The 26920-nt window shown below is 62.2% G+C and carries 30 protein-coding genes, 2 tRNA genes, 1 other RNA gene and 1 riboswitch; of the genes, 19 read left to right on the top strand and 14 right to left on the bottom strand.

Features of this window, described 5'->3' with window-relative positions; all coding sequences use genetic code 11:
* On the top strand, positions 1-88 hold an 88-nt coding region (locus MRBLMU1_RS21225; RefSeq protein WP_161051113.1), incomplete at its 5' end, for an integrase core domain-containing protein.
* 433 nt (positions 89-521) lie between these two features.
* Entirely contained in the window at positions 522-950 is a 429-nt protein-coding gene (locus MRBLMU1_RS21220) for a hypothetical protein (RefSeq protein ID WP_363505337.1), read from the top strand.
* 174 nt (positions 951-1124) lie between these two features.
* Here MRBLMU1_RS21220 and MRBLMU1_RS21215 read toward each other — a convergent pair.
* From MRBLMU1_RS21215 to MRBLMU1_RS21170, 10 genes are all read right to left on the bottom strand, one after another.
* Positions 1125-1200 (bottom strand) — tRNA-Lys (locus tag MRBLMU1_RS21215).
* A gap of 13 nt (positions 1201-1213) precedes the next feature.
* Positions 1214-1289: transfer RNA gene (locus tag MRBLMU1_RS21210), tRNA-Lys, on the bottom strand.
* Positions 1290-1346: 57 nt separating this feature from the next.
* Complete coding sequence (gene ybgF / locus MRBLMU1_RS21205; RefSeq protein WP_363505334.1) at positions 1347-2102, bottom strand: tol-pal system protein YbgF; 756 nt, start codon at positions 2100-2102, stop codon at positions 1347-1349.
* Between the two features lie 107 nt (positions 2103-2209).
* Entirely contained in the window at positions 2210-2740 is a 531-nt protein-coding gene (gene pal, locus MRBLMU1_RS21200) for a peptidoglycan-associated lipoprotein Pal (RefSeq protein ID WP_315221039.1), read from the bottom strand.
* Positions 2741-2775: 35 nt separating this feature from the next.
* Positions 2776-4041, bottom strand: coding sequence for a Tol-Pal system beta propeller repeat protein TolB (gene tolB, locus MRBLMU1_RS21195; RefSeq protein ID WP_363505331.1), 1266 nt, complete (start codon positions 4039-4041; stop codon positions 2776-2778).
* Between the two features lies 1 nt (position 4042).
* Positions 4043-4984 (bottom strand): cell envelope integrity protein TolA, encoded by a 942-nt coding sequence (gene tolA / locus MRBLMU1_RS21190; RefSeq protein ID WP_363505328.1) that lies wholly within the window; start codon positions 4982-4984, stop codon positions 4043-4045.
* A gap of 12 nt (positions 4985-4996) precedes the next feature.
* Positions 4997-5434, bottom strand: a complete 438-nt coding sequence (locus MRBLMU1_RS21185; protein WP_363505325.1) for an ExbD/TolR family protein — start codon at positions 5432-5434, stop codon at positions 4997-4999.
* 15 nt (positions 5435-5449) lie between these two features.
* Positions 5450-6142 (bottom strand): protein TolQ, encoded by a 693-nt coding sequence (gene tolQ / locus MRBLMU1_RS21180; RefSeq protein WP_363505322.1) that lies wholly within the window; start codon positions 6140-6142, stop codon positions 5450-5452.
* A gap of 15 nt (positions 6143-6157) precedes the next feature.
* Positions 6158-6580, bottom strand: coding sequence for a tol-pal system-associated acyl-CoA thioesterase (gene ybgC / locus MRBLMU1_RS21175; RefSeq protein ID WP_363505319.1), 423 nt, complete (start codon positions 6578-6580; stop codon positions 6158-6160).
* A gap of 284 nt (positions 6581-6864) precedes the next feature.
* Positions 6865-7614, bottom strand: coding sequence for an SDR family oxidoreductase (locus MRBLMU1_RS21170; RefSeq protein ID WP_363505317.1), 750 nt, complete (start codon positions 7612-7614; stop codon positions 6865-6867).
* A 209-nt stretch (positions 7615-7823) separates the two neighbouring features.
* Positions 7824-7947: riboswitch (ZMP/ZTP riboswitch) on the top strand.
* A 99-nt stretch (positions 7948-8046) separates the two neighbouring features.
* On the opposite strand from MRBLMU1_RS21170, the gene glyA reads away from it, so the two are divergent.
* From glyA to MRBLMU1_RS21130, 8 genes are all read left to right on the top strand, one after another.
* A complete protein-coding gene (glyA, locus tag MRBLMU1_RS21165) occupies positions 8047-9294 on the top strand; it encodes a serine hydroxymethyltransferase (RefSeq protein ID WP_363505314.1) in 1248 nt (415 codons plus the stop codon).
* Between the two features lie 89 nt (positions 9295-9383).
* The gene (gene nrdR, locus MRBLMU1_RS21160; RefSeq protein ID WP_363505343.1) at positions 9384-9854 is read left to right on the top strand and encodes a transcriptional regulator NrdR; all 471 of its coding nucleotides are present in this window, start codon (positions 9384-9386) and stop codon (positions 9852-9854) included.
* A gap of 93 nt (positions 9855-9947) precedes the next feature.
* Positions 9948-10511 (top strand): type IV pilus modification protein PilV, encoded by a 564-nt coding sequence (gene pilV / locus MRBLMU1_RS21155; protein ID WP_363505311.1) that lies wholly within the window; start codon positions 9948-9950, stop codon positions 10509-10511.
* On the top strand, positions 10508-11458 hold the full coding sequence (locus MRBLMU1_RS21150; protein ID WP_363505308.1) for a PilW family protein: 951 nt from the start codon (positions 10508-10510) through the stop codon (positions 11456-11458). The genes pilV and MRBLMU1_RS21150 overlap by 4 nt, the downstream gene beginning before the upstream one ends.
* A 1-nt stretch (position 11459) precedes the next feature.
* On the top strand, positions 11460-11993 hold the full coding sequence (locus MRBLMU1_RS21145) for a pilus assembly PilX family protein (RefSeq protein ID WP_363505305.1): 534 nt from the start codon (positions 11460-11462) through the stop codon (positions 11991-11993).
* Positions 11994-12002: 9 nt separating this feature from the next.
* Positions 12003-14159 (top strand): pilus assembly protein, encoded by a 2157-nt coding sequence (locus MRBLMU1_RS21140; RefSeq protein WP_363505302.1) that lies wholly within the window; start codon positions 12003-12005, stop codon positions 14157-14159.
* Entirely contained in the window at positions 14156-14611 is a 456-nt protein-coding gene (locus tag MRBLMU1_RS21135; protein ID WP_363505299.1) for a type IV pilin protein, read from the top strand. Before MRBLMU1_RS21140 ends, MRBLMU1_RS21135 begins: the two co-directional genes overlap by 4 nt.
* 11 nt (positions 14612-14622) lie before the next feature.
* Positions 14623-15174 (top strand): GspH/FimT family protein, encoded by a 552-nt coding sequence (locus MRBLMU1_RS21130; protein ID WP_363505296.1) that lies wholly within the window; start codon positions 14623-14625, stop codon positions 15172-15174.
* Between the two features lie 37 nt (positions 15175-15211).
* On the opposite strand, the gene MRBLMU1_RS21125 is transcribed toward MRBLMU1_RS21130, so the two are convergent.
* Positions 15212-15565, bottom strand: a complete 354-nt coding sequence (locus tag MRBLMU1_RS21125; RefSeq protein ID WP_363505293.1) for a hypothetical protein — start codon at positions 15563-15565, stop codon at positions 15212-15214.
* A gap of 218 nt (positions 15566-15783) precedes the next feature.
* On the opposite strand from MRBLMU1_RS21125, the gene ribD reads away from it, so the two are divergent.
* Together ribD and MRBLMU1_RS21115 are read left to right on the top strand one after the other, a co-directional pair.
* Positions 15784-16881, top strand: coding sequence for a bifunctional diaminohydroxyphosphoribosylaminopyrimidine deaminase/5-amino-6-(5-phosphoribosylamino)uracil reductase RibD (gene ribD / locus MRBLMU1_RS21120; protein WP_363505290.1), 1098 nt, complete (start codon positions 15784-15786; stop codon positions 16879-16881).
* Between the two features lie 12 nt (positions 16882-16893).
* Positions 16894-17532 (top strand): riboflavin synthase, encoded by a 639-nt coding sequence (locus tag MRBLMU1_RS21115; protein ID WP_363505287.1) that lies wholly within the window; start codon positions 16894-16896, stop codon positions 17530-17532.
* Positions 17533-17545: 13 nt separating this feature from the next.
* Here MRBLMU1_RS21115 and MRBLMU1_RS21110 read toward each other — a convergent pair whose 3' ends face one another.
* Entirely contained in the window at positions 17546-18328 is a 783-nt protein-coding gene (locus tag MRBLMU1_RS21110; RefSeq protein WP_363505284.1) for a transporter, read from the bottom strand.
* A gap of 220 nt (positions 18329-18548) precedes the next feature.
* On the opposite strand from MRBLMU1_RS21110, the gene ribBA reads away from it, so the two are divergent.
* The 4 genes from ribBA (at position 18549) to MRBLMU1_RS21090 (ending at position 21625) form a co-directional block, all read left to right on the top strand.
* A complete protein-coding gene (ribBA, locus tag MRBLMU1_RS21105) occupies positions 18549-19658 on the top strand; it encodes a bifunctional 3,4-dihydroxy-2-butanone-4-phosphate synthase/GTP cyclohydrolase II (protein ID WP_363505281.1) in 1110 nt (369 codons plus the stop codon).
* Between the two features lie 26 nt (positions 19659-19684).
* Entirely contained in the window at positions 19685-20173 is a 489-nt protein-coding gene (gene ribH / locus MRBLMU1_RS21100) for a 6,7-dimethyl-8-ribityllumazine synthase (protein ID WP_363505278.1), read from the top strand.
* Positions 20174-20354: 181 nt separating this feature from the next.
* On the top strand, positions 20355-20825 hold the full coding sequence (nusB, locus tag MRBLMU1_RS21095) for a transcription antitermination factor NusB (RefSeq protein ID WP_090327247.1): 471 nt from the start codon (positions 20355-20357) through the stop codon (positions 20823-20825).
* 251 nt (positions 20826-21076) lie between these two features.
* The gene (locus MRBLMU1_RS21090) at positions 21077-21625 is read left to right on the top strand and encodes a hypothetical protein (protein ID WP_363505275.1); all 549 of its coding nucleotides are present in this window, start codon (positions 21077-21079) and stop codon (positions 21623-21625) included.
* Between the two features lie 113 nt (positions 21626-21738).
* Here MRBLMU1_RS21090 and MRBLMU1_RS21085 read toward each other — a convergent pair whose 3' ends face one another.
* Entirely contained in the window at positions 21739-22662 is a 924-nt protein-coding gene (locus tag MRBLMU1_RS21085) for a transglycosylase SLT domain-containing protein (RefSeq protein WP_414646103.1), read from the bottom strand.
* A gap of 483 nt (positions 22663-23145) precedes the next feature.
* Here MRBLMU1_RS21085 and ubiD point away from each other — a divergent pair, with 483 nt between their 5' ends.
* The gene (ubiD, locus tag MRBLMU1_RS21080; protein WP_363505272.1) at positions 23146-24630 is read left to right on the top strand and encodes a 4-hydroxy-3-polyprenylbenzoate decarboxylase; all 1485 of its coding nucleotides are present in this window, start codon (positions 23146-23148) and stop codon (positions 24628-24630) included.
* A 15-nt stretch (positions 24631-24645) separates the two neighbouring features.
* An RNA gene (ffs, locus tag MRBLMU1_RS21075) (signal recognition particle sRNA small type) lies at positions 24646-24744 on the top strand.
* A gap of 69 nt (positions 24745-24813) precedes the next feature.
* Here ffs and MRBLMU1_RS21070 read toward each other — a convergent pair.
* Positions 24814-25470, bottom strand: a complete 657-nt coding sequence (locus tag MRBLMU1_RS21070) for a hypothetical protein (protein WP_363505269.1) — start codon at positions 25468-25470, stop codon at positions 24814-24816.
* A gap of 137 nt (positions 25471-25607) precedes the next feature.
* Between MRBLMU1_RS21070 and dnaX the strand changes: the two genes are divergently transcribed.
* The coding region (dnaX, locus tag MRBLMU1_RS21065; protein ID WP_363505266.1) for a DNA polymerase III subunit gamma/tau at positions 25608-26920 on the top strand (1313 nt) is incomplete at its 3' end.

The raw sequence follows: 26920 nt of genomic DNA, 5'->3' as shown, positions 1-26920 counted from the left end.
GCGCTGGTTATGGACATACAATCACGACCGGCCACACATGGCACTCGGCGGCATTACGCCGATTCAGAAATTGGCCCTCGCCGCATAGCCTCTACTTCTGGTGCGCATCATTAATGGGGGGATTACCTGATTGTCCGTTGGTGAGGATCTCAACGTCGTCGAGGCGCTCCAGGCACACCGCAGCATCATCATGTTGTGCTCTTAAGATAGATAGAAGCCCATATAATGATTGATAATAAAACCCTAGTGCTGCACTGACGGCCGAGTGGCTTCCGTCATTTATTTGTGCTGCCGAACTCAAATTTGTTCTCCTGTTCTACTGCGGATCTAATATCTTTTTGGCAATGCTTGGCAGAGCTGCGGTGATGCTTGTCATAGCCCTACCTGCGCGGGGTGCGTATCGGTAGCATAACATCTTGTCTATTTGCAAAACTCACCAAATATCACACTTGTGGGGTGCCGCTGATCATAATGGGCTAAAGACCGAGAGTATCGTTGCGTTCGATTCATACATTTCATCAATGGATGAACACCGCAACAATCGATTACGCCTCAACAGGGCATGTTTAACGGCAGACATGCTCAGGGAGAGATGTTCGACGGAACACACGCCGTTCACTGAACTCGTTCAAGCTGATATGTTCCTAGCATTGTTTGGAGTGGCTCAAATGAAGCGGCGCAATGAAACTAATTTTTATGGCAGCTTCTGCCGACCCTGTACCGTCGTGTATACGTCCGAGTCGCGCCGGTCTCCAATATCTCTCAAGGCGGTTGATCCGGACATTCGAAACAGCATGCTTTTCGCCATTGGCGTGGTTTCGGGTGCAGATCTAGCGGAAAGAGTTGTTGAGGCGCGTTCCAAGATCGATGATTTCCGGTACTTGCTGATAGGTAGGATGCTTGGCTTTGGTTTTGAGGATGCCGTAAACTTGCAAGATCTAACTAAATAACGATATCACGAGGAGTTGATGCTCGTCGCAAAGGTGGACTTGGGAGGAAGCCTGAGCGCTGCTATACGAAGTAAACTGGCTGCTAGCTAGTTGCAGGCTGAGGTAGTGGACCAAAAATGGACCAGAAAACAAAAAAGCCAACCGGTTAAGGTTGGCGTTTTCGCTTGAGAATCTTGGTAGGCCGTGCGGGATTCGAACCTGCGACCAACGGATTAAAAGTCCGCTGCTCTACCAGCTGAGCTAACGACCCAAGGGTGCTTCGGTGGTAGGCCGTGCGGGATTCGAACCTGCGACCAACGGATTAAAAGTCCGCTGCTCTACCAGCTGAGCTAACGACCCCCGAAGAAGCGAGATTATAGGGGGTATCGGCCCAACCTGTCAAATGCCCTCAGGACATTATTTGCCGCCGAGGCGCTGTTTCGCCGTGACGGCGGCCGAGGACTCCGGATATTGCTTGATCAGATCCTGCAGCGTCTTCTTGGCGGCCTTGTCCTTCAGCTCGGTCTGGCAGCTGGCGATGTTGAGCATGGCGTCCGGCGCCTTCGGGCTGTCCGGATAGTTCTTCAGCACCTGCAATTGGGCGTTGATGGCGCTCTTGCAGTCGCGCTGGGCGTAGAAGGCATTGCCGAGCCAGTACTGCGCGTTAGGCGTGTACACGGACGCGGGGAACTGGCGCACGAAGTCGGATAGGGCCGTGCCCGCCGCCTTGTAGTCGCCGGCCTTGAACAGTTCCATGGCGGCGTCGTAGTTCTTCTGCTCGTTAGGATCGACCTGGGCGGCCTTGCCGTCCACCGTCACTTCGCGCGGCTCGAGCTTGCGCAGACGCGCGTCGAGGTCGACGTAGAAGTCCTTCTGGCGCTTTTGCGCGTTCGACAGCTCGTTTTGCAGCACTTCGATCTGGCCGCGCAGCTTGTTGAGCTCCTGCATCGTGTTTTCGTTCTGCGTGACCAGGTCCAGCGCGCTGGACTTGTCGGACTTGGTGTCCAGGCGCGCGTTCATTTCGATGCGCATCGCTTCGACCTTGGCGCGCAGGTCGAGCAGGGCTTTACGGGCTTCGTCGTCGTCGAACAGGCCGGCGTGGGCTTGCATCGGCAGCCAGGTCAGCGCGGCCAGCAGGGCGGCGGCGAGGCCGGATTTGGTGAGTTTCTTCATGTCGGGCGCTTTCAGCAAATCAAAATGGAAACGGGGCAGGGCGCGGATGAATACCGCGCGCCGCCCCGTATTATGCCTGTGACCCGGCAAAAGGGTAGTGCTTTCGATTACTTGTAGACGATGTCGGCACGACGGTTCTGGGCCCATGCCTCTTCGTTCGAACCGGTCGCTTTTGGCTTCTCTTTGCCCAGCGAGACCGCTTCGATCTGCGATTCCGGCACGCCCAGCGTGGTCATCGCTTTACGCACGGCTTCGGCGCGCTTCTGGCCCAGCGCCAGGTTGTACTCGGAGCTGCCGCGTTCGTCGGTGTTGCCTTGGATCAGGATCGAGCGCGATTTGTTCTTGGCCAGGTAGGCCGAGTGGTTTTCCACCACCGGCTTGCCGTCGGCGCGCACGACATAGCTGTCCAGGTCGAAGTAGATGCTACGGTTGGCCAGCACGCCTTTTGGATCGTCCAGCGGGTCCAGCGATTTGGTTTCAACCGGGGCGACGGTGCGGGTGTCCGATTGCGACGGCGCGGCCTTGTCGGCTGGACGCTCGACGACAGGTGCCGGCTCCGACACTTTGACCGGGGTCGAGCAGGCGGACAGGATGGCGGCGGTGGTGATGATGAAAGCTAAGCTGCTGAGTTTACGCATTTGATTCTCCTAGTAATATTAAAGACCAGATTTATTTACTGCATGAACGGACCCCAGGTGGGCTCCTTGATATTGCCCGCCTGCGTGGTCAGGCGTTGCTTTACACGTCCGTCGACGGACACCACGGCCAGCGATTTGCGGCCGCCTGCTGTCGTGGCGTACATGATGTATTTGCCGTTGGGGGCGAAGCTCGGCGATTCGTCGCTGGTGGTGTCCGACAGGCGCTGCTCCTGGCCGCTGGCCAGGTCCAGCACGTACAGCTGGAAGTTGCCGTCGCGACGCGAGATGTAGGCCAGGGTCTTGCCGTCCGACGAGATGCGCGGGCTGGTGTTATACGTGCCGCTGAAGGTCACGCGCTTGGCTTCGCCGCCGTCGGCGCTCATGCGGTAGATCTGCGGGCCGCCGCTGCGGTCGCTGGTGAAGTAGATGCTCTGGCCGTCGGCCGAGAATTGCGGCTCGGTGTCGATGCCGTTGCTGTTGGAGACGCGGCGCAGTCCGCTGCCGTCGGTGTTGACCGTGTAGACTTGGGTGTGGCCGTCCTTCGACAGCGCCACGGCCAGCTTGTTGCCGGCAGGCGACCACGATGGGGCCGAGTTGCTGCCTTTTTCGTTGGCGACCACGGTGCGGGCGCGGGTGACCAGGTTTTGCACGTAGACCACCGGCTTTTTCTGTTCGAACGAGACGTAGGCGACCTTGGTGCCGTCCGGCGACCACGATGGCGAGATGATCGGCTCGTTCGAGCGCAGCGCCAGTTGTTCGCCTTCGCCGTCGGCGTCGGCCACCAGCAGCTGGTAGTTGCGGCCTTCCTGCTTGACGTAGGAGATGCGGGTGGAGAAGGCGCCACGGATGCCGGTCAGCTTGAAGTAGACGTCGTCGGCGATCAGGTGGGCCGACAGGCGGGTGAACTGCGCGGTCACAGCCTTGTCCAAATTGGAGATCTTGGCTTGCTTGACGGTGTCGAGCAGCTTGTAGCGCACGTCGTAGCGGCCGTCGGCCAGCGCGTCGACGGTGCCGACGACGAGCGCGTCGGCGCCCTTGGCTTTCCAGGCGCCGTAGTCGATGTTGTTGACGTCGGTGATGACGCCGGCGTCGATCACTTTGAAGGCGCCGCTGCGCTCGAGGTCGGCCTTGATGATCTCCGAGATTTTTTGCGGCGACACGCCTTCGTTGGCGAAGCCGGCCACGGCGACCGGGATCTGGTTGCTGCCGACGCCGGAAATTTCGATGCGCATCTGCGCCTGGGCGCTGCCCATGGTGGCGGCGATGGTCAGGCCGGCGTAAAGGAGGGTCAGTTTTTTCATATCAATGCATATCCTTCATGTTGAAGTCGGCTGTAATGTCGCGCTCTACCGTACCATCTTTCTTCTTTGGTAGCGGTGACGATTTGGCAATCGCGTTTTCAATGGCGTTGTCGTAGGCGGCCGAGCCGCTACTTTTCACCTTGCGCACGCCGATGATCTCACCGGACGGCAGTTGGGTGATCTGGTAGGTGGCGCTCAGGCTGTCGTCGATCGTGCCGTAGACCAGGTTGCTCCTGATCTTGGCAACGATGGCCGCCTTGTAACCGCCGTCGGCGCGGCCGCCGGTCGATTGCGCGGCCGTGCCGGTCGAGCCCTTGGCGGCCGAACCCGTGATGCGGCTCATTTCCGCCGCGAACGCCTTGTCCTTGGCGGCCTTCTCGGCTTTTTCCTTGGCCAGTTTTTCGGCGGCTGCCTTTTTCTTGTCTTTTTCCTTCTCGGCCAGTTCCTTCTTGTCCTTCTCGGCCTGTTCTTTCTCTTCCTTCAGCTTTTGCTCGGCGAGTTTCTTGTCAGCCAGCTTCTTCGCTTCCAGCTTGGCTTGCTTCTCTTCGGCTTCCTGCTTCAGCTTGGCTTCCTTGGCTTCGGCCAGCTTCTTCTCTTCGAGTTTCTTCTTGGCCTTCAGGCGTTCGAGGGCGATGTCCGGTTCCTTCGGCGCGGGCGGCGCCTCCACCGGCGGTGGCGGCGGCGTCTTGATCACGGGCGTCGGTTCGGGCTCCGGCTCCGGTTCCGGCGCGGGCTCGGGGGTAGGGGCGGGCGGCGCGGCGTCCTGCACCTTCATGTCCCAGATTTCGGCCTGCACTTCGGTCGGCTCATTGTTCTGCCAGCTCACGCCGACCCACAGGAACAGCAGCAACACCGCGTGCATCGCCACGGCCAGCACCACGGAGCGCCAGCCTTCGTTATGTCGCGGAACCTTGTACGGACCGCTTGCGGTTGCGGGTTTCATCGTCTGCACTAGTTATTTGGTGGACAAGCCGACCCGGTTGATGCCCATCTTCTTCGCTTCCGAGATCAGCTGGATCACGTCGTCGTACTTGCTTTCCTTGTCGCCGGCGATCAGTACCGGATAGTCGGGATGGTCGGCGTGCAGCGCGCGCAGTTTCTTGACCAGCGCGTCGCGGTTGGGCGCCGTTTCGGGCGCGTCCTCGCCTTTGCCCTTGACGCCGATCGACAGCGCGCCGTTCGGCTTGATGACGATTTGCACGTAGTCGCTTGGCGGCTTGGTCGATTTTTCAGCGTTCGGCAGGTCGACGATGCTCGGATCGGTGGCCGACGGCATGACCATGAAAATGATCAGCAGAACCAGCATGACGTCGATGTACGGCACGACGTTGATCTCGGACTTGAACTTGCGGCCGCGACCGCCGCGCATGCTGCTGGAGAAAGAGGAAGCCATGGTCTCTCTGCCTTCTTAACGCGATTGACGTTGCAGGATGTTGGAGAACTCTTCGACGAAACTTTCGAAGCGGATCGCCAGACGGTCGATGTCGTGCGAGAAGCGGTTGTAGGCGACGACCGCCGGAATCGCCGCGAACAGGCCGATGGCGGTGGCGATCAGCGCTTCGGCGATGCCGGGCGCGACGGCGGCCAGCGTGGCCTGCTGCACGTTGGCCAGGCCGCGGAAGGCGTTCATGATGCCCCAGACGGTGCCCAGCAGACCGATGTACGGCGACACCGAGCCGACCGAGGCCAGGAAGGCCAGGTGCGATTCGAGCACGTCCATCTCGCGCTGGAAGGCGGCGCGCATGGCGCGGCGCGCGCCGTCGAGGATGGCGCCGTGGTCGATCGTTTCGCGGCTGGCGGCGTAGGCGGCCTTGCTCTTGATGAACTCGCCCATGCCGGCTTCGAAGATGCGCGCCAGCGGGCCGCTGGTGGCGCGGTCCTTGCCGGCGTTCTGGTGCAACGCGTGCAGGTTGCCGCCGGCCCAGAAGGTTTTTTCGAAGTCGATCGTCAGGCGGCGCGCCGAGCGCACCGCGAACAATTTACTGAAGATGTAGGTCCAGCTGGTCAGCGAGATGATGAACAACAACGCCATGATCAGCTGCACGATCAGGTGCGCGTTGGTGATGAGGGACAGGAAAGAGAGGTCTTGGGTGACGTTCATTGTTTATCAGTCTGATCAGTCTGTTTTGGTGATGTTGGTGGTGCTGCGCATTTTGTCCGCGACCGCTGGCGGCACGGCGCGGGGGCGCAGCGTCGAATCGACGCAGCCGACCTTGACCCGCGCCGAGTTCAGCAGTTGCTCGCCGCACCATGCCTCCTGGACAAAGGAGATCGAGGCGCGTCCTAATTTTTCGATACTAAGTGTCAATTTTATTACGTCGTCAAGCTTAGCAGGCGCATGATACTCCGCGCTGACGCTTTTGACGACAAACATAGCGTCGTGCTCCAGCAATAAAGCGTGCTGGCTCACATTGAGCTGGCGCAGCCACTCGGTGCGGGCGCGCTCGAAGAACTTCAGATAGTTCGCGTAATAGACGATACCGCCGGCGTCGGTGTCTTCGTAGTAGACCCGGACGTTCCAGATGAACTCTGCTGGCATGTTGTGATGATTGCAAGTGGGATTGAGCAACATTCTACGCGATTTTGTTCTTTTGGTTGAAGGTTAGACGGGCGAATCCACGTCCATCCCGCCACTTGTGCGGGTTTTCAACTCGGGGCGCAAAGATTGCACTGGTGACAGTTAAGCGGTTTACAGGCAACTTGCCAAGGATTGTAACAACCGCTTACGAATTGCGGGGTTGGGCATACGCGCGCTTTACCCCGCACGGCGAGGGACCGCCGGGGTCGTACCCCGTACGGGGTACGACCCTCTAAACTTGGGGTTTACTGGTTGCGCTTGATGGTGAACGGACTGAAGCCTTGGCACGTCGGCATCATCTCGATGCGGTTGATATTGATGTGTGGTGGCAGCGTGGCGATCCAGAACGCGGTGTTGGCGATGTCCTCGGCCGTCAGCGGCGTCGTGCCTTCGTACACCTTGGCGGCCGCTTCGTCGTCGCCCTTCATGCGCACGTTCGAGAATTCGGTGCCGCCGCACAGCCCAGGCGCCAGATTGGTCGCGCGCACGCCCGTGCCGACCAGGTCCGCGCGCAGATTAAGCGTGAACTGCTCGACAAATGCCTTGGTGGCGCCATAGACATTGCCGCCTGGATACGGGTATGCGCCGGCCACCGAGCCGAGATTGATGACCGTGCCGCTGCCGCGCTTGACCATGTCCGGCAGGATCGCGCGGGTCATGGCGACCAGGCCGCTGCAGTTGGTGGCGATCATCGTGTCCCAGTCGTCGAGCGACGATTCGTGCGCCGGGGTGACGCCCAGCGCCAGGCCGGCGTTATTAATCAGTACGTCGATCTGCTTCCATTCGGCCGGCAGGCCGTCCAGCGCGGCCTTGATCGAGGCCTTGTCGGTGACGTCCAGCACCACCGGCAGCACGGCGTCGCCCAACTCGGCCGACAGGGTTTGCAGGCGGTCCTCGCGGCGTCCGCTGATCAGCACCTTGTGGCCGTTTTGAACGAAAGTGCGGGCCATGGCGGCGCCGAAGCCGGCGGTGGCGCCAGTGATGAAGACGATCATGTTTGTCCTTGGTTGGTGTGGGATGGTGTCAAAATTGTAGCCTAAAACCCAACGCCGGGCCGATGAGAGCGGTGGGGCGTACACCGAGGGGACTCGGCGTCACCGTACGAGCCGGGTGCGCGCCGGGTTGCGGGTTATCCAAATGCTTAATCTTTGAGCAATCACTTCCTTGCTCAAATCTGGCGCATAAATTACAATCCGGGTTCCATTACGTCTCACGTAACTGGCGAAAAGCTGCGGTCGGCCCCAAAATGGTGCGTCGATCCGTCGGCGAAAGGTGGGCATCCACCGGGAAACGTGAGATTTCAATAGCCGTTCGCCTGGGCAGCCCATCGATGGAAAGCACGAAAGAGGCTGCCTGTCCGCTATCGGCGTCCCTCATTCGATCCAGCCTGCCAAGTCATACAGTTACTCATTCGATTGGAGTTTTTCATGTTCGCAAAAGATCACACCCTCGCCAGCGTTGACCCGGAATTGTTCGGCGCCATCCAAAAAGAAAACACCCGCCAGCACGACCACATCGAGCTGATCGCGTCGGAGAACTACACCTCGCCGGCCGTGATGGAAGCGCAAGGCTCGCAGCTGACCAATAAATATGCCGAAGGCTATCCAGGCAAGCGCTACTACGGTGGCTGCGAATACGTCGACGTCGTCGAGCAACTGGCGATCGACCGCGTCAAGCAACTGTTCGGCGCGGAAGCGGCCAACGTGCAGCCGAACTCGGGTTCGCAGGCCAACCAGGGCGTGTTCTTCGCCGTGCTGAAGCCGGGCGACACCATCATGGGCATGTCGCTGGCCGAAGGCGGCCACCTGACCCACGGCATGCCGCTGAACATGTCCGGCAAATGGTTCAACGTCGTTTCCTACGGCCTGACCCCGGAAGAGGACATCGACTACGCCGCCATGGAAGCGCTGGCCAAGGAACACAAGCCTAAGCTGATCATCGCCGGCGCGTCGGCCTTCTCCAAGAAAATCGACTTCGAGCGTTTCGCCGCCGTCGCCAAGGCCGTGGGCGCCTACTTCATGGTCGACATGGCGCACTACGCCGGCCTGATCGCCGCCGGCCTGTATCCGAACCCGGTGCCGCACGCCGACTTCGTCACTTCGACCACGCACAAATCGCTGCGCGGCCCGCGCGGCGGCATCATCCTGATGAAGGCCGAGCACGAGAAGATCATCAACTCGGCCATCTTCCCCGGCATCCAGGGTGGTCCGCTGATGCACGTGATCGCCGGCAAGGCCGTCGCCTTCAAGGAAGCGCTGACGCCAGAGTTCAAGGCCTACCAGCAACAAGTCGTCAAGAACGCCGACGTGCTGGCCAAGACCCTGATCAAGCGCGGCCTGCGCATCGTGTCGGGCGGCACCGAGTCGCACGTGATGCTGGTGGACCTGCGTCCGAAGAACCTGACCGGCAAGGAAGCCGAGGCTATCCTGGGCACCGCGCACATCACCACCAACAAGAACGGCATCCCGAACGATCCGCAGAAGCCATTCGTGACTTCCGGCATCCGTCTGGGCAGCCCGGCGATGACCACGCGCGGTTTCAAGGAAGCGGAAGCGGAAGAAGTCGGCAACCTGATCGCCGACGTGCTGGACAACCCGCACGACGCCGCCACCATCGAGCGCGTCAAAGCGGCGGTGAAGGTGCTGGCCGATAAATATCCGGTCTACGCCAAGTAATTTGCGGTTTTGCTGTAAGTAGTATCGCGGGACGCCGGCTTGGCTGGCGTCCCGTTAAGTAGTTCAATGTAAGTTTGCCCATGGCTCATATGAAATGTCCGTTCTGCCAGCATGACGATACCCAGGTTCTCGATACGCGTGTATCCGAGGAAGGGGATTCCATTCGCCGGCGCCGACGTTGCGGCAAATGCGATAAACGATTTACCACGTATGAGCGCATCGAGCTGGTCATGCCGTACGTGGTCAAGAAGAACGGCAGCCGCACCGAGTATTCGGCCGCCAAGTTGCGCGGCAGCCTGACCCTGGCCCTGCGCAAGCGCCCCGTGGCGGCGCCCGCCGTTGACGCGGCCATTTTGTCGATCGAAGAAAAATTGCTCACCAGTGGCAAGCGCGAAGTCGACACCGGCTACATCGGCGAGCTGGTGATGCAGGAGTTGCAGCGCCTCGACAAGATCGCGTATATCCGCTTCGCATCGGTGTATAAAAACTTCGAGGATCTGGCCGAGTTCCAGGACGCCATCGCCGAAGTCGGACAGGACCGCAAGCCGCGCAAAAGCTAGCATCCTGCTAGCGCACCCTTGATCCACCTCATACCTCGGCCATTAGCCGCTGCTACCGTGTAGCATAGTCCCTATCGACTTGCGGAGGTGTGCATGCTCACGGCCCGTGCTGTTGCCGGCTTTACTTTGGTCGAGGTGATGATCGCCGTGCTCGTGCTGGCGCTGGGCATTGTCGGCGGTGTGTCGATGCAACTGGCGGCGCTGCGCGCCCGGCATCAGTCGACCTTGCTGGCACAGGCGTCGTGGCTGGCCGTCGGCATGGCCGAACGCATGCGCGCCAATCCCGAGCAGATGCGCCTGCCCGATGGCGCCAACCTCTATCTCACCTTCGATTACGACGTGCTGGCCGAGCCCAATCCGCCGGCGCCGGCTGCGCTGTGCTATGGCGGCGATTGCGACGGTGCCCAACTGGCCGCGTTCGATCTGTATGAGATGAAGGCGCTGATGCGCGAGAACTTGCCGGCGGGCCGCGCGGTGGTCTGCCGCGATGCCGGCTTGTGGTCGGGCGGCAAGCTGCGCTGGGCGTGCAGCGGTGGCGCCGGCGCGCCTTTGGTGGTCAAGGTCGGTTGGCGGGGCAAGAATCCGGATGGCACGCCGCGCAAGGACGAGGCCGGCGAGTACGTGCCCGGTGTGGCCTTGACCGTGGGGGCGCCATGAAGCCGGCGCGCCAGCGGGGCTGGACCATCATCGAACTGGTCATCGCCACCGGCCTGGGACTCGTGCTGACCTTGCTGGCGAGTGGATTATTGTTGGCAACCAGCGGCGGCTACCGCAACCACAGCGAGAACATGTGGATCAACGATGGCGGCCGCTACGCGTTGGAGATTATTTCGCAGGCGATACGGCAGGGCGCTTATGTCAACTGGGATAGCAAGGAGGCACCGGCCGAGTTGGCCGCGCACGAGCCGGCGGCTATCGCCGGGCTCGACGCCAGTAGCATCAGCAAGGCCAGCGACGGTATCTCCGGCGTCGAGCCGGACGTGGCCAACGGCAGCGATGTGCTGGCGCTGCGCTTCTCCGGACATGGCGAGGGCGCGAACGGCGACGGCTCCAGCCTCAACTGCGCCGGCTTCGGCGTGGGCGCGCCATCGGCCGTGATCGAGCGCGGCTGGAGTATCTTTTACGTCGCCGCCGATGCCGGTGGCGAGCCGGAACTGCGCTGCAAATATCGCAGCGCGGCGGGCTGGGGCGCGGATGCCATCGTGCGTGGCGTCGATTCCTTTCAGGTGCTGTACGGACTCGACAGCGACGATCCGGCCGATGGCATACCCAATACGTTTGTCAACGCGACCGCGATCAACAGCATGGACGCGGGGCTGGCGCTGGTTGGCGCCACGGCGGAGGAACTTCAGCGCGATTTGCATCGCAAGACCCACTGGAAGCGCGTCTGCAGCGTGAAGCTTGCGTTGCTTCTGCATGGCGAGAACAACACGCGTGCCGACACGGTGGTACGCCGGTTCGATCTGTTCGGCCCGGCCTACTCCGAAGGCCATGGCGACGACTTGGGCGTGCGGATCGCGGAGGGAATATTCCCGGAATCGCAGCGATGGCGGGCGCGGCGGGTGTTCGGCATGACGGTCGCGCTGCGCAACAGGAGCGGTTGACATGGCGGCGCGCCTGAGGGTTCGCAAGGCGCTGCGGCAAGAGCGCGGCGTGGCGTTGCTGGTGTGCTTGCTCATGCTGATCTTGGTGATGCTGTTGGGGGTGTCGGCGGCGCAGCTGAGTTTGCAGGGCGAGAAGGCCGCGCGTGGCGAGCGCGATCGGGAAGTGGCGTTTCAGGCGGCGGAGGATGCGTTGGCGGATGCGGAACGTGACATTCAGGCGGGCGGCGGCGAGGTCGTCGATCCGGCCTGCGGCGAGGCGCCGGTGTGGCAGCGGGTCGACCTGTCCGGCGCCGTGGATGGCGGCTGCACGGTCGCGTACGGCGCGGCGACCGGAGCGTCGATGCCGACCGGGCAAGGCTTTGCACCGTTTAAGAAGCCGCGTTACCTGATCGAGCGTGCCGAGTGCCACCATCCGGGGGAGGATGCGTCGGCCGCCGCCACGCCCAGCTATTGCTATCGGGTGACGGCGATCGGCTTCGGCGCGAAACCGGCGACCGAGGTGGTGTTGCAAAGCGTGTTCAGCAAGCCTGAGTAAGGAGGGCGTATGTTTGCGATGAACGGTCGGCGCTGGTTGATGGGAACCCTGAAAGGGCTGGCGATGCTAGCCGTCATGATTGCCTCTTGCGCGTACGCTTTTCCGCCCGCGCTCGAGATCGCCAGCGAGCCGCTGACGGCGGCGTGCCGCGTCGCCACGCCGCCAGCCGGCGCTGACGAGTTCGACGGCGCCTCCTTGCTGCGTGTGGCGCCGCCGCCGGCAAGCGCCAGTGCCGGTGACTTGTTTCAGGCGAGTATGAACAAGGCCGACTGGGGCGGACACTTTTCCCGCTACGTCTTGTCGCCCATTGGCGCGGGATCTTCGTACGCGCCAACGGCGATGTGGGACGCCGGCGTGCTGCTGACGGGTGACGGCGCGCGTCCGCCTTCGCCGGCCCCGGCCGCACGCAAGATCTTCACGGCCATCGTGCAGCCCGACGGCGCGTTGGAGATGATCCCTTTCGAATGGAGCGCCCTGTCGACCGAGCAGCGGCAGCAATTGGATCAGGCGCCGCCGCCGGCCACTCCCGGCGCCGATGCACTAGGCGAGCAACGACTGGCTTTTCTTCGCGGCGATCGCTCGCAGGAAGGCGCTCTCTTCCACAACCGCAGTAGCGTGCTGGGTGATTCCGTCAACAGCACGCCGGTGTATGTGGGGCCGGCCTCCGGCGCGGGGCCAGGCACGCGGCCCAACGTCATCTATATCGGCGCCAATGACGGCATGCTGCACGCCTTCAACGCCGCCGATGGCAACGAACTATTCGCCTATGTGCCGAGCGCGCTGGTCGCCACGTTGAACCGTCTGTCCAGTCCGGATTATGTCCACCAGGCTTATGTCGACGGGCCCGCCAGCGCCGGCGAGGCGATGATCAATGGCGGCAACAAGACTGTCCTGATCTCCGGCATGGGCGGCGGAGCACAAGGCGTTTTCGCGCTGGACATTACCGACCCGCTGCGCTTTGCCGACGCCGGCGGCGTGCTGTGGGAATTCACCGACCGCGACGACGCGCTGATGGGCAACGTCACCACCCGGCCGCAGATCGCCAAATTACTAACGCGTACTGTCGCGGGCATGCCGATCTATAAGCATTTCGCGGTCGTCGCCAGCGGGTTGAACAATTACGCAGCGGACGGCAACGCCAGCCCGACGGGCAAAGGCGCCTTGTTCCTGTTGGCGCTTGACAAGCCGCGCGGCGCCGCCTGGCAGCTCAACGTCAACTACTATCGGCTCACAACGCCGATTGCCGATGCCGCGCTGGCCAACGCGCTCAACGCACCGGTGCTGGTGGCCGACCGCACCGGCGCGTTGCGCTACGGCTATGCCGGCGACTTGCAGGGCAACCTGTGGCGCTTCGATTTCGGCGGCGGCGCGCCTTGGGCCGGCGCGGTCGGCCCCGGCGCAGGCGGCACACCGCTGTTTGTCGCGCGCGACGATAGCGGCAAGCGCCAGCCGATCACCCAGCAGCCCTTGCTGGCGTATGCCGACGGCGGCGGCTATCTTGTCTTGTTCGGGACCGGCAAGTTGATCGAAAAAGCCGACCGCACCTCGGCCAGTTTCGCGCCGCAGTCCTATTACGCGATCCGCGACAGTCTGCGAGATCCCGCCGAGGTCATCACCAGCCGCAGCCAGCTGACGCGGCGCGTACTGAGTGGTAGTGCCGGTGCGGCGCCGTTCAGCTTAAGCGGCGCCAAAATGGAATTCGACAGCATGGGCTGGTATGTCGATTTCTTGCAAGCGGAGACAACGGGTGAGCGCAGCATCGATAGCGGCGTGCTGGCTGGTGGCGAGGTCTTTTTCAATACGCTGCTGCCGGGTAGCGATCCCTGCGACAAAGCCCGCAGCCGCACCTATGCGTTCAATGTGCTCACCGGTCTAACCAAGGATAGCGCCGTTGCAAGACTGCCGACACCGCCGTCCACCGAGCAGCCGCTTGTCGGGCAAATATCGGACGACTACAGGGCGACGCCGTCTCTGCTTCCGGTCGGGGCCAGCAGGACGCCGCGCGATCCAACCGGCCGTACGCACCTGCTCAAAGAGCTGGCTGTTGTCAACGTCACTCCATGGGGAAGCGTGACCGTTGGCCGCGTCAAAGTGCAGTTGCGCGCCGGGCGTCTGAGTTGGCGCGAGGTGGGCAATTGGCGTCAACTGCACGAGGCCGTCAAATGAGCCGCCGCGCGCATGCCGGCTTCAGCATGATCGAAATGCTGATCGTGATGGTGATCCTGGCCGTCCTGGCCGCTGCCGCCATGCCCGCGTGGCAGCGGCATGTGATCAGCACCCGCCGCAACGAGGCGCAGGCGATGCTGCTGAAGTTGATGTTGCAGCAGGAACGCTATTTCACGCAACAAGGCACATACATCGCGTTTTCCTCCAGTTCGACAGGTTACGAGGAACGCCAGTTTCAGTGGTGGAGCGGCAGCCGCGCGCCGGACAGCGGCTACGAGATCGAAGGCAAGGCCTGCGACGACGAGCCGATCGAGCAATGCGTGCAATTGGTCGCCACGGCGGGCACCGGCATGGTGGACCCCGACTATCGTGATGACGAGTGCCGCGAAATGACGCTCACCAGCATCGGCGAGCGGCTGTCGAAAGGCACGCGCGCCGAGTGCTGGCGATGAGCGGGGCGGCCATGGAGCGGAACAACGTCGGAGTGTCGCTGGTGGAATTGCTAGTGGTGCTGGTGCTGGCCGGCATACTGCTCGGCGCCGCCGCGCCCGCCTATCACGACGTGATGAAGCGACAGCAGTTGCGTGTCGCCGTCAATGACCTGGTCGCTGCCATCGACCTGACCCGCTCGCATGCGATCGCGCGCGGCGGTCCGGTCATGCTGGGACCGCTGGAGCCGAGCGGCAGGGACTGGGCCAAGGGCTGGGTGGTGTTCGTCGATGACAATGGCAACCGCCGGCCGGACGCAGGCGAGCAGCGCCTCTTCCAACATGGCCCGCTGCCGGACGGGATGACGGTCGTCTCCGCCTTCTCATCCGGCGGAACGCCGCTCTACCTCGCCTACAACGGCGCGGGACGCAGTTGTAATGCCAGTAACAGCCTGTCAGCGCGCTGGGGCACGCTGTCGCTGGCGCGAGGCGACGATGCGCGCAACATCAAAATCAATATGCTGGGCCGACTACGCGTATGCAATCCGGCCACCGACCGTGTCAATTGCGGCGGTGTCAATGACTGATGCATCGGTTGAGAGGTGGTCTGCTCCGCCGTGATGTTTAACGCATCTCGGCGCGTCTCGCATCGAGATCTTCGCGTATTTGCTTGAGGAACGCGGCGGTCTCCTCGGAATGCTTCTGGACCTCGGCCTGGGCGGCGGCCGTATTCTTGCCGGATTCAAATGACGCCACCATATTCGACAGTACTGTCGCGTTGAACGCCGCGATACCCAGCACCGTGGCGATGGCCGTCGCGATCATCGTCCATTTCAGGTTCTTGATATCGCTACGCGTCTCATGGGAGGAGGCGATCGCTTCCGCGATCAGGCGTTCGATGGACGCAACCCTGGCATCCATCCTTGTTTCGATGGTTTCCAGTTTTGCATTAAACTCTTCTCTGGTGGGACCGTTCATCGCTATTTGGCTGGAAGCGCCTTGATGGATAATACAGCCATCGACGCAATCGGGGCTGACCCGCGTCGAAGGGCTGGAGCGTCATCAAAGCTGGTACGCAGCTTGATTTATCCTTCTGCCGATGGTCGGGGTGTGGTCACGCCAGCACCGCGATTTCCGTTTGCTTATAATGGCGAAGTCCGCAATTGTCGCGGGCGCAGTCAACGACCAAGGACAATGTGAACATCAGCAACGATCTCGAAGGCATGACCCTGGCCCTGGAATGGGCCGCGAAGGGGCTGTACACCACCTCGCCCAATCCGCACATCGGCTGCGTGATCGTGCGCGACGGACAGGTCATCGGCGCCGGTGTGACGCAGCAGGCCGGCGGCGACCATGCGGAAATCCAGGCGCTCAAGGATGCGCAGGCGCGCGGCCACGACGTGCGCGGCGCCACCGCCTATGTCACCCTGGAACCGTGCAACCACTTTGGCCGCACGCCGCCATGCTCGGACGCGCTGGTGCGCGCCGGCCTCGGCCGCGTGGTGGCGGCGATGGAAGACCCGAATCCGCTGGTCGCCGGGCAGGGCCTGGCGAAGTTGCGCGCCGCCGGCATCGAAACCAGCACCGGCCTGCTGGCCGAGCAGGCCTATGAATTGAACATCGGCTTTTTCTCGCGCATGACGCGCGGCCTGCCGTGGGTGCGCATGAAGAGCGCCGCCAGCCTGGACGGCATGACGGCGCTGCACAACGGCGTGAGCCAGTGGATCACCGGGCCGGAAGCGCGCGCCGACGGCCACGCGTGGCGCGCGCGCGCCTGCGCCATCCTGACCGGCATCGGCACCGTCAAGGCCGACGATCCGCAGTTGACGGTGCGGGCGGTCGAGACGCCGCGCCAGCCGCGCCGCATCGTGGTCGACAGCAAGCTCGATATCAGCCTGTCCGCCAAGATACTGGAGGGCGGCGGTACCTGGATCGTGGCGGCGGTCGCCAATCCGGAGAAGGAGGCGGCGTTGCGCGCCGTCGGCGCCGAGGTCATCATGCTGCCCAACGCCGCCGGCAAGGTGGACTTGCCGGAACTGATGCGCGAGCTGGGCCGCCGGCAGATCAATGAATTGCATGTCGAGGCGGGCGGCAAGCTCAATGGCTCGCTGATCCGCGAGGGCTGCGTCGACGAGCTGCTGCTGTACCTGGCGCCGAGCCTGATCGGCGACGCGCAGGGCATGTTCGCGCTGCCGGCGCTGACCGACCTGTCGCTGCAGCAGCGGCTAAAATTTCACGAGGTTAAGCAGATCGGCGAAGATTTGCGTATCCTTGCACGATTCACCCATCTTTAAGATTGCACTCACATGTTTACTGGAATCGTCGCCGCTGTCGGCAAAATTGAATCGGTCAAACCTTTGGAAGGCGGCTCGTTCGCGGGCGTACGCCTGAACGTCAACGCGGGCGGCTTGCCGCTGGCCGACGTCGCGCTGGGCGACTCGATCGCCCTCAACGGCGCCTGCATGACCGTGATCGCAAAGGATGACACCAATTTCAGCGTCGACGTTTCGCGCGAGAGCCTCAATTGCACCGTCGGCCTCGACACCCTGACCGAAGTGAACCTGGAAAAGGCCGTGACCCTGAGCGAGCGCCTCGGCGGCCATCTGGTGACGGGCCACGTCGACGGCCTCGGCGTGGTGCGCAAGTTCGAGGCGGTGGGCGAGTCGTGGGAGCTGGTCGTCGAGGCGCCGCACCACTTGGCCAAGTTCCTGGCGTTCAAGGGCTCGATCGTGGTCAACGGCGTGTCGCTGACGGTCAACCGCGTGACCGACATCGGCACCGGCGCGGATCTGGTATGCCAGTTCTCGATCAACCTGATTCCCCACACCATCGCCGTGACGACCCTGAAGCACCTGAGCGTCGGCAAGCAGGTCAACCTGGAAATCGACCTGATCGCCCGCTATGTCGAGCGCATGGTGTCGATCGGCGCCGCGACCATGCCTTAAGTGGTTAATGCCGCTACCAGAGCTTGGCCAGTGGTAGCACAATGCCGCTGAACAGCGACCAATCCGGGGAGGCTGACGTCAGTCCCCTGGCGACACCCCAATCGATGGTAAGGCGCTTGGTCGGACTATAGGAGGCGGCCAGCAACAGTTGCGCGGTGTTGGCCTGGCCGCTGCGGCGCGTCCCCGACAGTTCCGTGGTGACGCCCCATTTTTCCGACACGGGAGCGGAGAACGAGGCCGACCATCCTTTCTGAATCCTTCCACTGCCGGCTTCGTAGGCCCCCAGCCGTGTCGCGTTCAGATTGGCGTCCATGTGGACGATGCCCATGTCCTGGCTGTAGATGCCGTTGAGGATGTAGTCGCTGCGGCCGCTGCCGATGGCGTCCTTGGCTGTCGGCAGTTTTACGGCCATTTCCAGACCGAAGGCTGTGCCGTCGTCGACGAGGAAGGCGCGCTTCAGCTCCAACGTCGTATCGCCGATGCCGCGCTGGCGCGGATCGCCGTCGACGCGCGAGGAGACGTAGCCTTCGCCGCCGATCACCACGCCCCATTGTTCGTTGAACCCCAGCTTGAAAGTGTACGGTAAGCTGGTGCGCCGGTCGTCGTCGGTTTTCGTGCTCAAGCCGCCGAGTTCGAGTTCCAGTTGGCCGGGCGCCGGCAACTGCGCCGGGCTCGATACCGATGGACGGTAGGGGGTGATCGGCGGCCCGTCTTGCGCATGCAGCGGCACGGCCATGGCGCCCAAGGCAAGCGAAACCAGTAGTTTTGCCGCCAAGGCCGGGTTTTGTCGCGCCACTTGCCCCATCCGAAAGTCTCCAGGTTGATTTTGATTCAGGTTCCGATTGTAAGGCCCTCCTGCATGCCGCATGCCTTACCAGTCGGTAATGTTTGCAATATGTAAAGGTCGGGGGCCGGTAAGTCGGTCTTTTGCCGGATAAAAGCGGCTGTTTACGGTAGGGAAGGCGTAAATCCTTTAAAATAGCGGCCTGTTCTCGCATAGTTCCCAAGGATTAAAAATGTCAATTTCCAGCACCGAAGAAATCGTCGCCGAATTGCGCGCTGGCCGCATGGTGATCCTGGTCGATGAAGAAGACCGGGAAAACGAAGGTGACCTGGTGCTCGCGGCGGATTTCGTCACGCCGGAAGCCATCAATTTCATGGTCAAGCACGCGCGCGGCCTGGTCTGCCTGACCCTGACCGAAGAGCGCTGCGACCAGTTGAACCTGTCGATGATGTCGACCCGTAACGGCACCGCCTTCGGTACCAATTTCACCGTGTCGATCGAGGCCGCCGAAGGCGTGACCACCGGTATCTCGGCCGCTGACCGCGCCAAGACCATCCAGGTGGCCGTGGCCAAGGACACGCTGCCGACGGATATCGTCCAGCCGGGCCACATCTTCCCGCTGAAGGCGCAAAAGGGCGGCGTGCTGATGCGCGCGGGCCATACCGAAGCCGGTTGCGACCTGACCGCGATGGCGGGCCTGACCCCGGCCTCGGTGATCTGCGAGATCATGAAGGACGACGGCACGATGGCGCGCCTGCCGGATCTGCTGGAATTCGCCAGGGAACACAATCTGAAGATCGGCACCATCGCCGACCTGATCCACTATCGCAGCCGCAACGAGTCGCTGGTCGAGCAGATCGGCGAGCGCCAGTTGAAGACGGCGCAGGGCGAGTTCCGCATGATCGCCTACCGCGACAAGCCGAGCGGCTCGGCCCACCTGGCGCTGGTGCACGGCCAGATCGAGAAGAGCAAGGAAACCCTGGTGCGCGTGCACCAGCCGGTATCCATCCTCGACATCCTGGAATCCGAGGCGACCACCCACTCGTGGAATCTGTCGTCGTCGCTGGCGGCGGTCAAGGCCGCCGAGCGCGGCGTGATCGTGCTGCTCAATTGCGAGGAGACGGCCGAGCAGTTCTTCGCGCAGTTCCAGGCGCTCGACAAGCCGGAGACCAAACCGAAAGGCCGCGCGGCCAGCATGGACCTGCGCAGCTACGGCATCGGCGCGCAAATTTTGAAGGAAGTCGGCGTCTGCAAGATGCAGCTGCTGGCCAGCCCGCGCAAGATGCCGTCGATGACAGGCTTCGATCTTGAAGTGACCGGCTACCTGGCCAAACCGAACTAACAACACACATATTAAAGAGGTCCATCATGACGGTAGGAAGCTACGAAACCAATTTGTCCGGCGACGGTTTGCGCGTTGGCATCGTCCAGGCGCGTTTTAACGAGGACGTCTGCCACGGCTTGCTGTCCGCGTGCCTGGCCGAACTGAAGCACCTGGGCGTGGCCGACGAGGACGTGCTGCACGTGGCTGTTCCCGGCGCGCTGGAAGTGCCGCTGGTGCTGCAAAAGATGGCCGAGTCGCAGCAGTTCGACGCGCTGATCGCGCTGGGCGCGGTCATCCGTGGCGAGACCTACCACTTCGAGCTGGTGTCGAACGAGTCGGGCGCCGGCATCACCCGTATCGGCCTCGATTATGGTATTCCTATCGCTAACGCGATTCTGACCACCGAGAACGACGAGCAGGCGGAAGCGCGCATGGCCGTCAAAGGCGCCGACGCCGCCCGCGTGGCGGTCGAGATGGCCAACCTGACCATCGCGCTCGAAGAGCTGAGCCAGGACCAGGGCGACGACGAGTAAGCCAGCGCAGGACCGGAGTAAACTACGTAAGCTGCGGACCCAAAAGAACCACGGAACCACGTAGGGCGGATTAGCGCAGCGTAATCGGCCAAGCTCCGTCGGCGGCCCCTGCAACCCGAGGGGCATGCCGGCAAAACCGCATTTTTGAAATAGCACCAAGTAATTAATAACAGGTACAACCATGACAGATAAAATTTTGCACGCCAACCCTAGCAAGAGTCGCACGCCGCGTCACCGCGCACGCGAGTTCGCGTTGCAGGGTTTGTATCAGTGGCTGCTGAACAATGAAGACGCCGCCACCGTGGTGAACAACATCCGTGGCGCGCACGGCTTCGACAAGGCCGACGGCGACCACTTCACCGTGCTGCTGTACGGCGCGATCAAGGATTCCGTGGCGCTGCGCGAAACGTTCGCGCCGCTGGTCGACCGTGGCATTTCCGAACTGTCCCCGATCGAGCACGCCGTGCTGCTGATCGGCGCGTTCGAACTGAAGAACAACCTGGAAATCCCTTACCGCGTCGTCATTAACGAGGCGGTGGAATTGACCAAATCGTTCGGCGGTATCGACGGCCACAAATACGTCAATGGCGTGCTGGACAAGCTGGCCGCGCGCCTGCGTCCGGACGAAGTGGCGGCCGACAAGAAGCGCTAAGCCGCTCCCGGTATCGTCAAAAGCCACCCAAGGTATCTTGTGGTGGCTTTTTTTATATTGGTGTTGACCTTGCTCAGGTTGCCCCGCAGAATTAATTAATATTCGACTAATTTTGAGGGCGCATTATCGAACTCTATCCCGCCCAAGGCCCGCAGGCATGGCGACGGCGCGGCTGGCTGGCGCTGATCGGCGGCGCCCACGTGCTGGCGTTCTTCGCCTGGCAGACGCCTGAGCGGCCTCTGGCGGCTTCCATGACGCCCCACGCGGCCATCACCTATATCCTCGCGCCGATCAAGCGGCTTCCGCCGCCTGCGCCGACGACTCCCAAGGTCGCCGCGCGGCCGTTATCCAAGCCTCACAACGCCAGGTTGGAGACCCAGTCGCCCATCGAGACTGCTCCCATCGCTCCGACGCAGCCGCAAGCGATCACCCAGACTATATCGCCGCCGCCCGATCCGTTTGCCGAACCGGCCGTCAAGCCGGCCGAGGACTTGCGGCAACGCTCGCTGAAAAGCGCCGCGCTGGTCGACAAGCAACTGCGCAAGGAGGCCTGGAATCCGCGCGACAAAAGGATCGCCAACGATACGACCTTGCTGGCCGCCAGGATAGGCGGCGCCTATGCCGGCGGCGACAGTGGCACAACGATGGAGGAGGTGAGCACACCCGACGGCCGGCTAATGACCAAGGTGCGCACACCCGGTGGCGGCACTTACTGCGCGTATAAGGAAAACAATGCACTCACCGGGGGCCGCGATCCCTTCCGCGACGGCGTCAAGACCAAGGTGACCACTTGCCCGTGAGCCGCCGACGGAGCTTGGCGGATTACGCTGCGCTCATCCGCCCACGAAAGCCACAAACAAAAAGGCCGTTCAGTCTGCACTGAACGGCCTTTTTTCACGACGCCCTCTATATATTAGAGGCCGGCGATTTGCGTGTCGTGGTTCGCGCTTGGCGCTGCCGCGATCGGCGCGGTTTGCTGCTGAGGCTGCTGCTGCGGCTTGGCGGCCGCCAGCATTGGCGTGATCGTCGGCACTTTCTTGCCTGCCGAAACCTGCTTCAAGCGATTGTATTCCGCCATCACCTTCGAGCCGTAGCCGTCGTCGTGTTCGAACGCTGCCGCGCCGACGTAGATTTTCAGGCCGGCTTCGACCGAACCGCCGCGCTGGACGTAATCCTTGAGGATCAGCGAGCCGACGCGGATGTTGGCGACCGGATTGAGCGCCGCTTGCAGGCCGCCCATTTCCTGGAACTTGTCGTGGTGGATCTTCGACATGACCTGCATCAGGCCCTGCGCGCCGACCGGGCTTTCCGCGAACGGATTGAGGCCGGATTCGATCGCCATCACGGCCAGGATCAGCAGCGGATCAAGCTTGATCTCGCGGGCCGTCAGGTAGGCGGTGGAAACGAGCATGTTGGCGGCGTCGCCCGCCACGCGGTAACGCTTGGACAGCCACGAGGTGACCCATTGCTGCTGCTTCTGGGTGCCCATCAGGGCTTTTTCGTCGGCGCTCAGCGGTGCATCCTTGGCGTTGGCCACGGTGGCTGCGGGAGCGGGGGCTGGATTTTGCATCAGGGCCGACAGCGGCGGCGCCACGACGGCGACGGCTGGGACTTCTGGAGCCGGGTTCAGGCTGTCGCTCAAGGCTTTGGCCAGGTCCGGACGGACAAAAAATACTGCCATGACAACTAAAGCGGTCACACCAAGAATGGTCAAAGTGTGCTGGGCGGTGGTCAACACACCCTTTGCCGATACGCGGGCCGAAAACATCGACGCCGCTGGCTGGCTGGCCAGGAAAGTGCGGGCCGCAGCCGACGCACTAGTGAAGCGATTAATCATAGAGTTCCCCTGAAATGCCGTAAAAGCGGGTCCCTGCCAGCGTTGAACGCAGCTAACCGGGTGCTAATGCCATGCATCAGAAATATCATCGTCCGTCGCCGCTATGGGTGCGCGCGTTGGACGCCGTCATTGCTTGCCTGAGCTGATCTTTCCCTGTGGTATTCGACCAGTCGCAATACAACTTCTTTCGGGGGTAAGGCAGACGCCTTTTGAAAACACTCCTTAAAATGTCATGTGGAGCCCCGACTCCGTGAATGAATGAGCAACAACAACATGTACTTCCATGTGGTCCTGAGACCGTGTCCTCTTCAAGTAGGGCAAATTGTAGAAGCCGTTTTATATCAAGTCAATACTAACGCAATTGAAAGCTATTACTTTTAAGTCTTACTTTTTTGCTTGTGTTCGCTGGAAAACCAATAAAATCAACTACTTGACCTGTATTTTTAAACAGTACGCTTCACTGCAAGAAAAAATTAAAAAACGATGAAATATTCAGATTTACGAGATTTTATTTCTCAGCTGCAACGAATGGACGAACTTAGGCCTATTTTATTGCCTGTTTCGCCGTATTTAGAGATGACCGAGGTATCCGACCGCACATTGCGGGCCGGCGGACCGGCATTGCTGTTCAAAAATCCGACCGGCCACGCGATGCCGGTGTTGACCAATTTGTTCGGCACGCCGCGCCGGGTCGCGCTCGGCATGGGCGCCGAGGACGTCGGCGAGCTGCGCAAAATCGGCCACGTGCTGGCGCGCTTGAAGGAGCCGGAGCCGCCCAAGGATTTCAAGGACCTGCTGGGCCTGGGCTCCCTGGTCAAAGCCGTTTGGGACATGGCGCCGAAGGAATTGCGCGGCGCGCCGTGCCACGACATCGTGTGGGAGGGCGCCGATGTCGATCTGGCCAAACTGCCGATTCAACATTGCTGGCCGGGCGATATCGCGCCGTTGATCACCTGGGGCCTGGTGATCACCAAGGGGCCTAATAAGAAGCGCCAGAATCTGGGCATCTATCGCCAGCAGGTGCTGGGGCCGAACAAGGTCATCATGCGCTGGCTGGCGCATCGCGGCGGCGCGCTCGATTTCCGCGAGCACGCCATACAGAACAAGGGCAAGCCTTATCCGATCTGTGTCGCGCTCGGCGCCGATCCCGCTACTATATTAGGCGCGGTCACGCCGGTGCCCGACAGCTTGTCGGAATACCAGTTCGCCGGCCTGCTGCGCGGCAGCCGCACCGAGCTGGTCAAGGCCATCGGCAGCGAGCTGCGGGTGCCGGCGTCGGCCGAGATCGTGCTCGAAGGCCATATCTATCCCGACGAGAACCACCCGTCCGGCTACGAGCACGCGCTCGAGGGACCGTATGGCGACCACACCGGCTACTATAATGAGCAGGATTCCTTCCCGGTGTTTACGATCGACCGCATCACGATGCGCCGCGATCCGATCTACCACTCCACGTATACAGGCAAGCCGCCGGACGAGCCGGCCGTGCTGGGGCTGGCGCTGAACGAGGTGTTCATCCCGCTGCTGCAAAAGCAGTTCACCGAGATCACCGATTTCTACCTGCCGCCGGAGGGTTGCAGCTACCGCATGGCGGTGGTGCAGATCAAGAAGCAGTACGCCGGCCACGCCAAGCGCGTGATGTTCGGCGTGTGGAGCTTCCTGCGCCAGTTTATGTATACCAAGTTCATCGTGGTGGTGGACGAGGACGTGAACGTGCGCGACTGGAAGGAAGTGATCTGGGCCATCACCACCCGCGTCGATCCGACCCGCGACACCACCTTGGTCGACAACACGCCGATCGATTACCTCGACTTCGCCTCGCCGGTCAGTGGCCTGGGCAGCAAGATGGGCATCGACGCGACCAACAAGTGGCTCGGTGAGACGACCCGCGAGTGGGGCACGACGATCACCATGACGCCCGAGGTGAAAACGCGTGTCGATCAGATTTGGCAGGAGTTGGGCCTGTAGGGTATAATTGATCTTGGCGGGCCCCTGCGCATTGTGGCATGGCTAACCTGGTCAGGTCGGGAACGAAGCAGCCACGGCTATTAACCATAAGTGCCGCAGATCAGGCTCGCCTCCTTCGGGAATCCTTCGGGAATATTAAAAAGCTGCCATCAGGCAGCTTTTTTTATTTCTCGGCTTACTTGATTAGTCGCCGCGCAGTTCGGCCTCGTACGGCCGCTCCGACGCGACGATCATCGGGTTGGCCTTCATCAGGTCCGATTCCGGCTTCAGCGCGATCTCGTGTTTGGCGTTGGTGTTGTAGACCTTGGCGCCCACCTTCAGCTGCGCCGGCTTGTCGAACTTGAACAGCACCACATCCACGCTCGGGGCGAACAGGCTCATCGCGCCGGCCATCTTCTTGATCGCCTTGTTCATTTGCCCGACGCTGCCCATCACGGTCGCGTACGGCCATTGCAAGCCCTCCGGCAGCGGCGTCACGGCTTCATAGTTGACGGCCGTCTTGTCTTCCTTCGGCAGGCTGGTCATGATCTTGACATCGTCGTTCATCCAGCGCGGATTGGGGGCGCCGATGGCCAGCCGGAAGTCCGGGGTGAGCGCCGGCAGCGGCGTGCGTTCGCTGCCGTTGACGACCGTCAGCACGACGTCGGAAGGTTTGTAGGCCTTGTTGACCGGCTGTACCTTGAGGAACAGGTTGATCCTGTCGCGCTCGGCCGGCGGCAGCGCGTAGAAGCGGTCCAGGCGCAAGCCCTCGATCAGTTTCTTATAGGGCGTCCATTCACGCTCGGCGGCGTGCAGGTTCAGGGACAGCATCAGCAGGGAGAGCAGGGCGATTTTTTTCATTTTTCACGGATTGAAGCAAAAACAAATTGTAGGGCAGAATTGTTGCCGTACCTATTATCGCGCCGAGTTGTTACAATTGCCGCTTTGGCGCGCCCAACGCAGCCCCTTTGCTCCTGCTATCTACGGTAAAATCCAGCATGTCCTATCAAGTCCTCGCCCGTAAATACCGCCCCAAGAACTTCGAAACGCTCGTCGGCCAGGAGCACGTCGTGCGCGCGCTCACGCACGCCCTGCACAGCGGACGGCTGCACCACGCCTACCTGTTCACCGGCACGCGGGGTGTCGGCAAGACCACCTTGTCGCGCATCCTGGCCAAGTCGCTCAACTGTGTCGGCCCGGACGGCAACGGCGGCATCACGCCGACCCCTTGCGGCGTATGCGAGGCGTGCACCGCGATCGACGCGGGCCGCTTTGTCGATTACATCGAGATGGACGCGGCATCGAACCGGGGCGTGGACGAGATGGCGCAGCTGCTGGAGCAGGCGGTGTATGCGCCGAGCAATGCGCGCTTCAAGGTCTATATGATCGACGAGGTGCACATGCTGACCAACCACGCCTTCAACTCGATGCTGAAGACGCTGGAGGAGCCGCCCGAGCACGTCAAGTTCATCCTGGCGACGACCGATCCGCAAAAGATTCCGGTGACGGTGCTGTCGCGCTGCCTGCAATTTAATTTGAAGCAGATGCCGCCGGGCCACATCATCGGCCATCTGGAAAATATACTGGGGCAGGAGGGCATCGCCTTCGAACAGCCGGCCTTGCGCCTGCTGGCCGCCGGCGCCCACGGTTCGATGCGCGACGCGCTGTCGCTGACCGACCAGGCCATCGCCTATGCGGCCGGCGAGGTGACGCTCGACGCGGTGCAGGGCATGCTCGGCGCGCTCGACCAGTCCTATCTGATCCGCCTGCTCGACGCGCTGGCGGCGCAGGATGGCGCCGACCTGCTGGCCGTGGCCGACGAGATGGCCACGCGCAGCCTGTCCTACAACGGCGCGCTGCAGGATCTGGGCACGTTGTTGCACCGGATCGCGCTGGCGCAGACGGTGCCGGCCGCGTTGCCGGAGGATTTGCCCGAGTACGCCGATGTCGTGCGTCTGGCCGCCGCGTTCGACGCGGAAGAAGTGCAACTGTATTACCAGATCGCCGTGCATGGCCGCAATGAACTGGGCCTGGCGCCGGATGAATACGCCGGCTTCTCGATGACCTTGCTGCGCATGCTGGCCTTTCGGCCCGGCGTAGGCGGGGCCGAGGGACAACCGGCGGGCGCGCCGGGGATATCGCGTCCGGCGGCCGTGGCCGCCGCCCGTGCCGCCGCCGCGCCGCCCGCGCGCGCGGCAGCGCATGTGCAAGCCAACCACGCCAGCATGACGCCGCCCGCGGTGGTCGCCGGCGCCGCCGCCGCGATGGCGCGTGGCGAGATGCCGCCTGCGGCCGCTCCCGCGCCCGCGAT

It is taken from the genome of Burkholderia sp. LMU1-1-1.1, assembly GCF_040675865.1.
Taxonomy (GTDB): Bacteria; Pseudomonadota; Gammaproteobacteria; order Burkholderiales; family Burkholderiaceae_D; genus Rugamonas.
The sequence above is the reverse complement of the archived record's forward strand: the minus strand, read 5'-3'. Positions and strand labels throughout refer to the sequence as shown.

Coding starts and splice junctions, on each gene's coding strand:
- MRBLMU1_RS21220 (WP_363505337.1), top strand. CDS start 522: ATGGATGAACACCGCAACAATCGATTACGCCTCAACAGGGCATGTTTA.
- ybgF (WP_363505334.1), bottom strand. CDS start 2,102: ATGAAGAAACTCACCAAATCCGGCCTCGCCGCCGCCCTGCTGGCCGCG.
- pal (WP_315221039.1), bottom strand. CDS start 2,740: ATGCGTAAACTCAGCAGCTTAGCTTTCATCATCACCACCGCCGCCATC.
- tolB (WP_363505331.1), bottom strand. CDS start 4,041: ATGAAAAAACTGACCCTCCTTTACGCCGGCCTGACCATCGCCGCCACC.
- tolA (WP_363505328.1), bottom strand. CDS start 4,984: ATGAAACCCGCAACCGCAAGCGGTCCGTACAAGGTTCCGCGACATAAC.
- MRBLMU1_RS21185 (WP_363505325.1), bottom strand. CDS start 5,434: ATGGCTTCCTCTTTCTCCAGCAGCATGCGCGGCGGTCGCGGCCGCAAG.
- tolQ (WP_363505322.1), bottom strand. CDS start 6,142: ATGAACGTCACCCAAGACCTCTCTTTCCTGTCCCTCATCACCAACGCG.
- ybgC (WP_363505319.1), bottom strand. CDS start 6,580: ATGCCAGCAGAGTTCATCTGGAACGTCCGGGTCTACTACGAAGACACC.
- MRBLMU1_RS21170 (WP_363505317.1), bottom strand. CDS start 7,614: ATGATCGTCTTCATCACTGGCGCCACCGCCGGCTTCGGCGCCGCCATG.
- glyA (WP_363505314.1), top strand. CDS start 8,047: ATGTTCGCAAAAGATCACACCCTCGCCAGCGTTGACCCGGAATTGTTC.
- nrdR (WP_363505343.1), top strand. CDS start 9,384: ATGAAATGTCCGTTCTGCCAGCATGACGATACCCAGGTTCTCGATACG.
- pilV (WP_363505311.1), top strand. CDS start 9,948: ATGCTCACGGCCCGTGCTGTTGCCGGCTTTACTTTGGTCGAGGTGATG.
- MRBLMU1_RS21150 (WP_363505308.1), top strand. CDS start 10,508: ATGAAGCCGGCGCGCCAGCGGGGCTGGACCATCATCGAACTGGTCATC.
- MRBLMU1_RS21145 (WP_363505305.1), top strand. CDS start 11,460: ATGGCGGCGCGCCTGAGGGTTCGCAAGGCGCTGCGGCAAGAGCGCGGC.
- MRBLMU1_RS21140 (WP_363505302.1), top strand. CDS start 12,003: ATGTTTGCGATGAACGGTCGGCGCTGGTTGATGGGAACCCTGAAAGGG.
- MRBLMU1_RS21135 (WP_363505299.1), top strand. CDS start 14,156: ATGAGCCGCCGCGCGCATGCCGGCTTCAGCATGATCGAAATGCTGATC.
- MRBLMU1_RS21130 (WP_363505296.1), top strand. CDS start 14,623: ATGGAGCGGAACAACGTCGGAGTGTCGCTGGTGGAATTGCTAGTGGTG.
- MRBLMU1_RS21125 (WP_363505293.1), bottom strand. CDS start 15,565: ATGAACGGTCCCACCAGAGAAGAGTTTAATGCAAAACTGGAAACCATC.
- MRBLMU1_RS21115 (WP_363505287.1), top strand. CDS start 16,894: ATGTTTACTGGAATCGTCGCCGCTGTCGGCAAAATTGAATCGGTCAAA.
- ribBA (WP_363505281.1), top strand. CDS start 18,549: ATGTCAATTTCCAGCACCGAAGAAATCGTCGCCGAATTGCGCGCTGGC.
- ribH (WP_363505278.1), top strand. CDS start 19,685: ATGACGGTAGGAAGCTACGAAACCAATTTGTCCGGCGACGGTTTGCGC.
- nusB (WP_090327247.1), top strand. CDS start 20,355: ATGACAGATAAAATTTTGCACGCCAACCCTAGCAAGAGTCGCACGCCG.
- MRBLMU1_RS21090 (WP_363505275.1), top strand. CDS start 21,077: ATGACGCCCCACGCGGCCATCACCTATATCCTCGCGCCGATCAAGCGG.
- MRBLMU1_RS21085 (WP_414646103.1), bottom strand. CDS start 22,662: ATGATTAATCGCTTCACTAGTGCGTCGGCTGCGGCCCGCACTTTCCTG.
- ubiD (WP_363505272.1), top strand. CDS start 23,146: ATGAAATATTCAGATTTACGAGATTTTATTTCTCAGCTGCAACGAATG.
- MRBLMU1_RS21070 (WP_363505269.1), bottom strand. CDS start 25,470: ATGAAAAAAATCGCCCTGCTCTCCCTGCTGATGCTGTCCCTGAACCTG.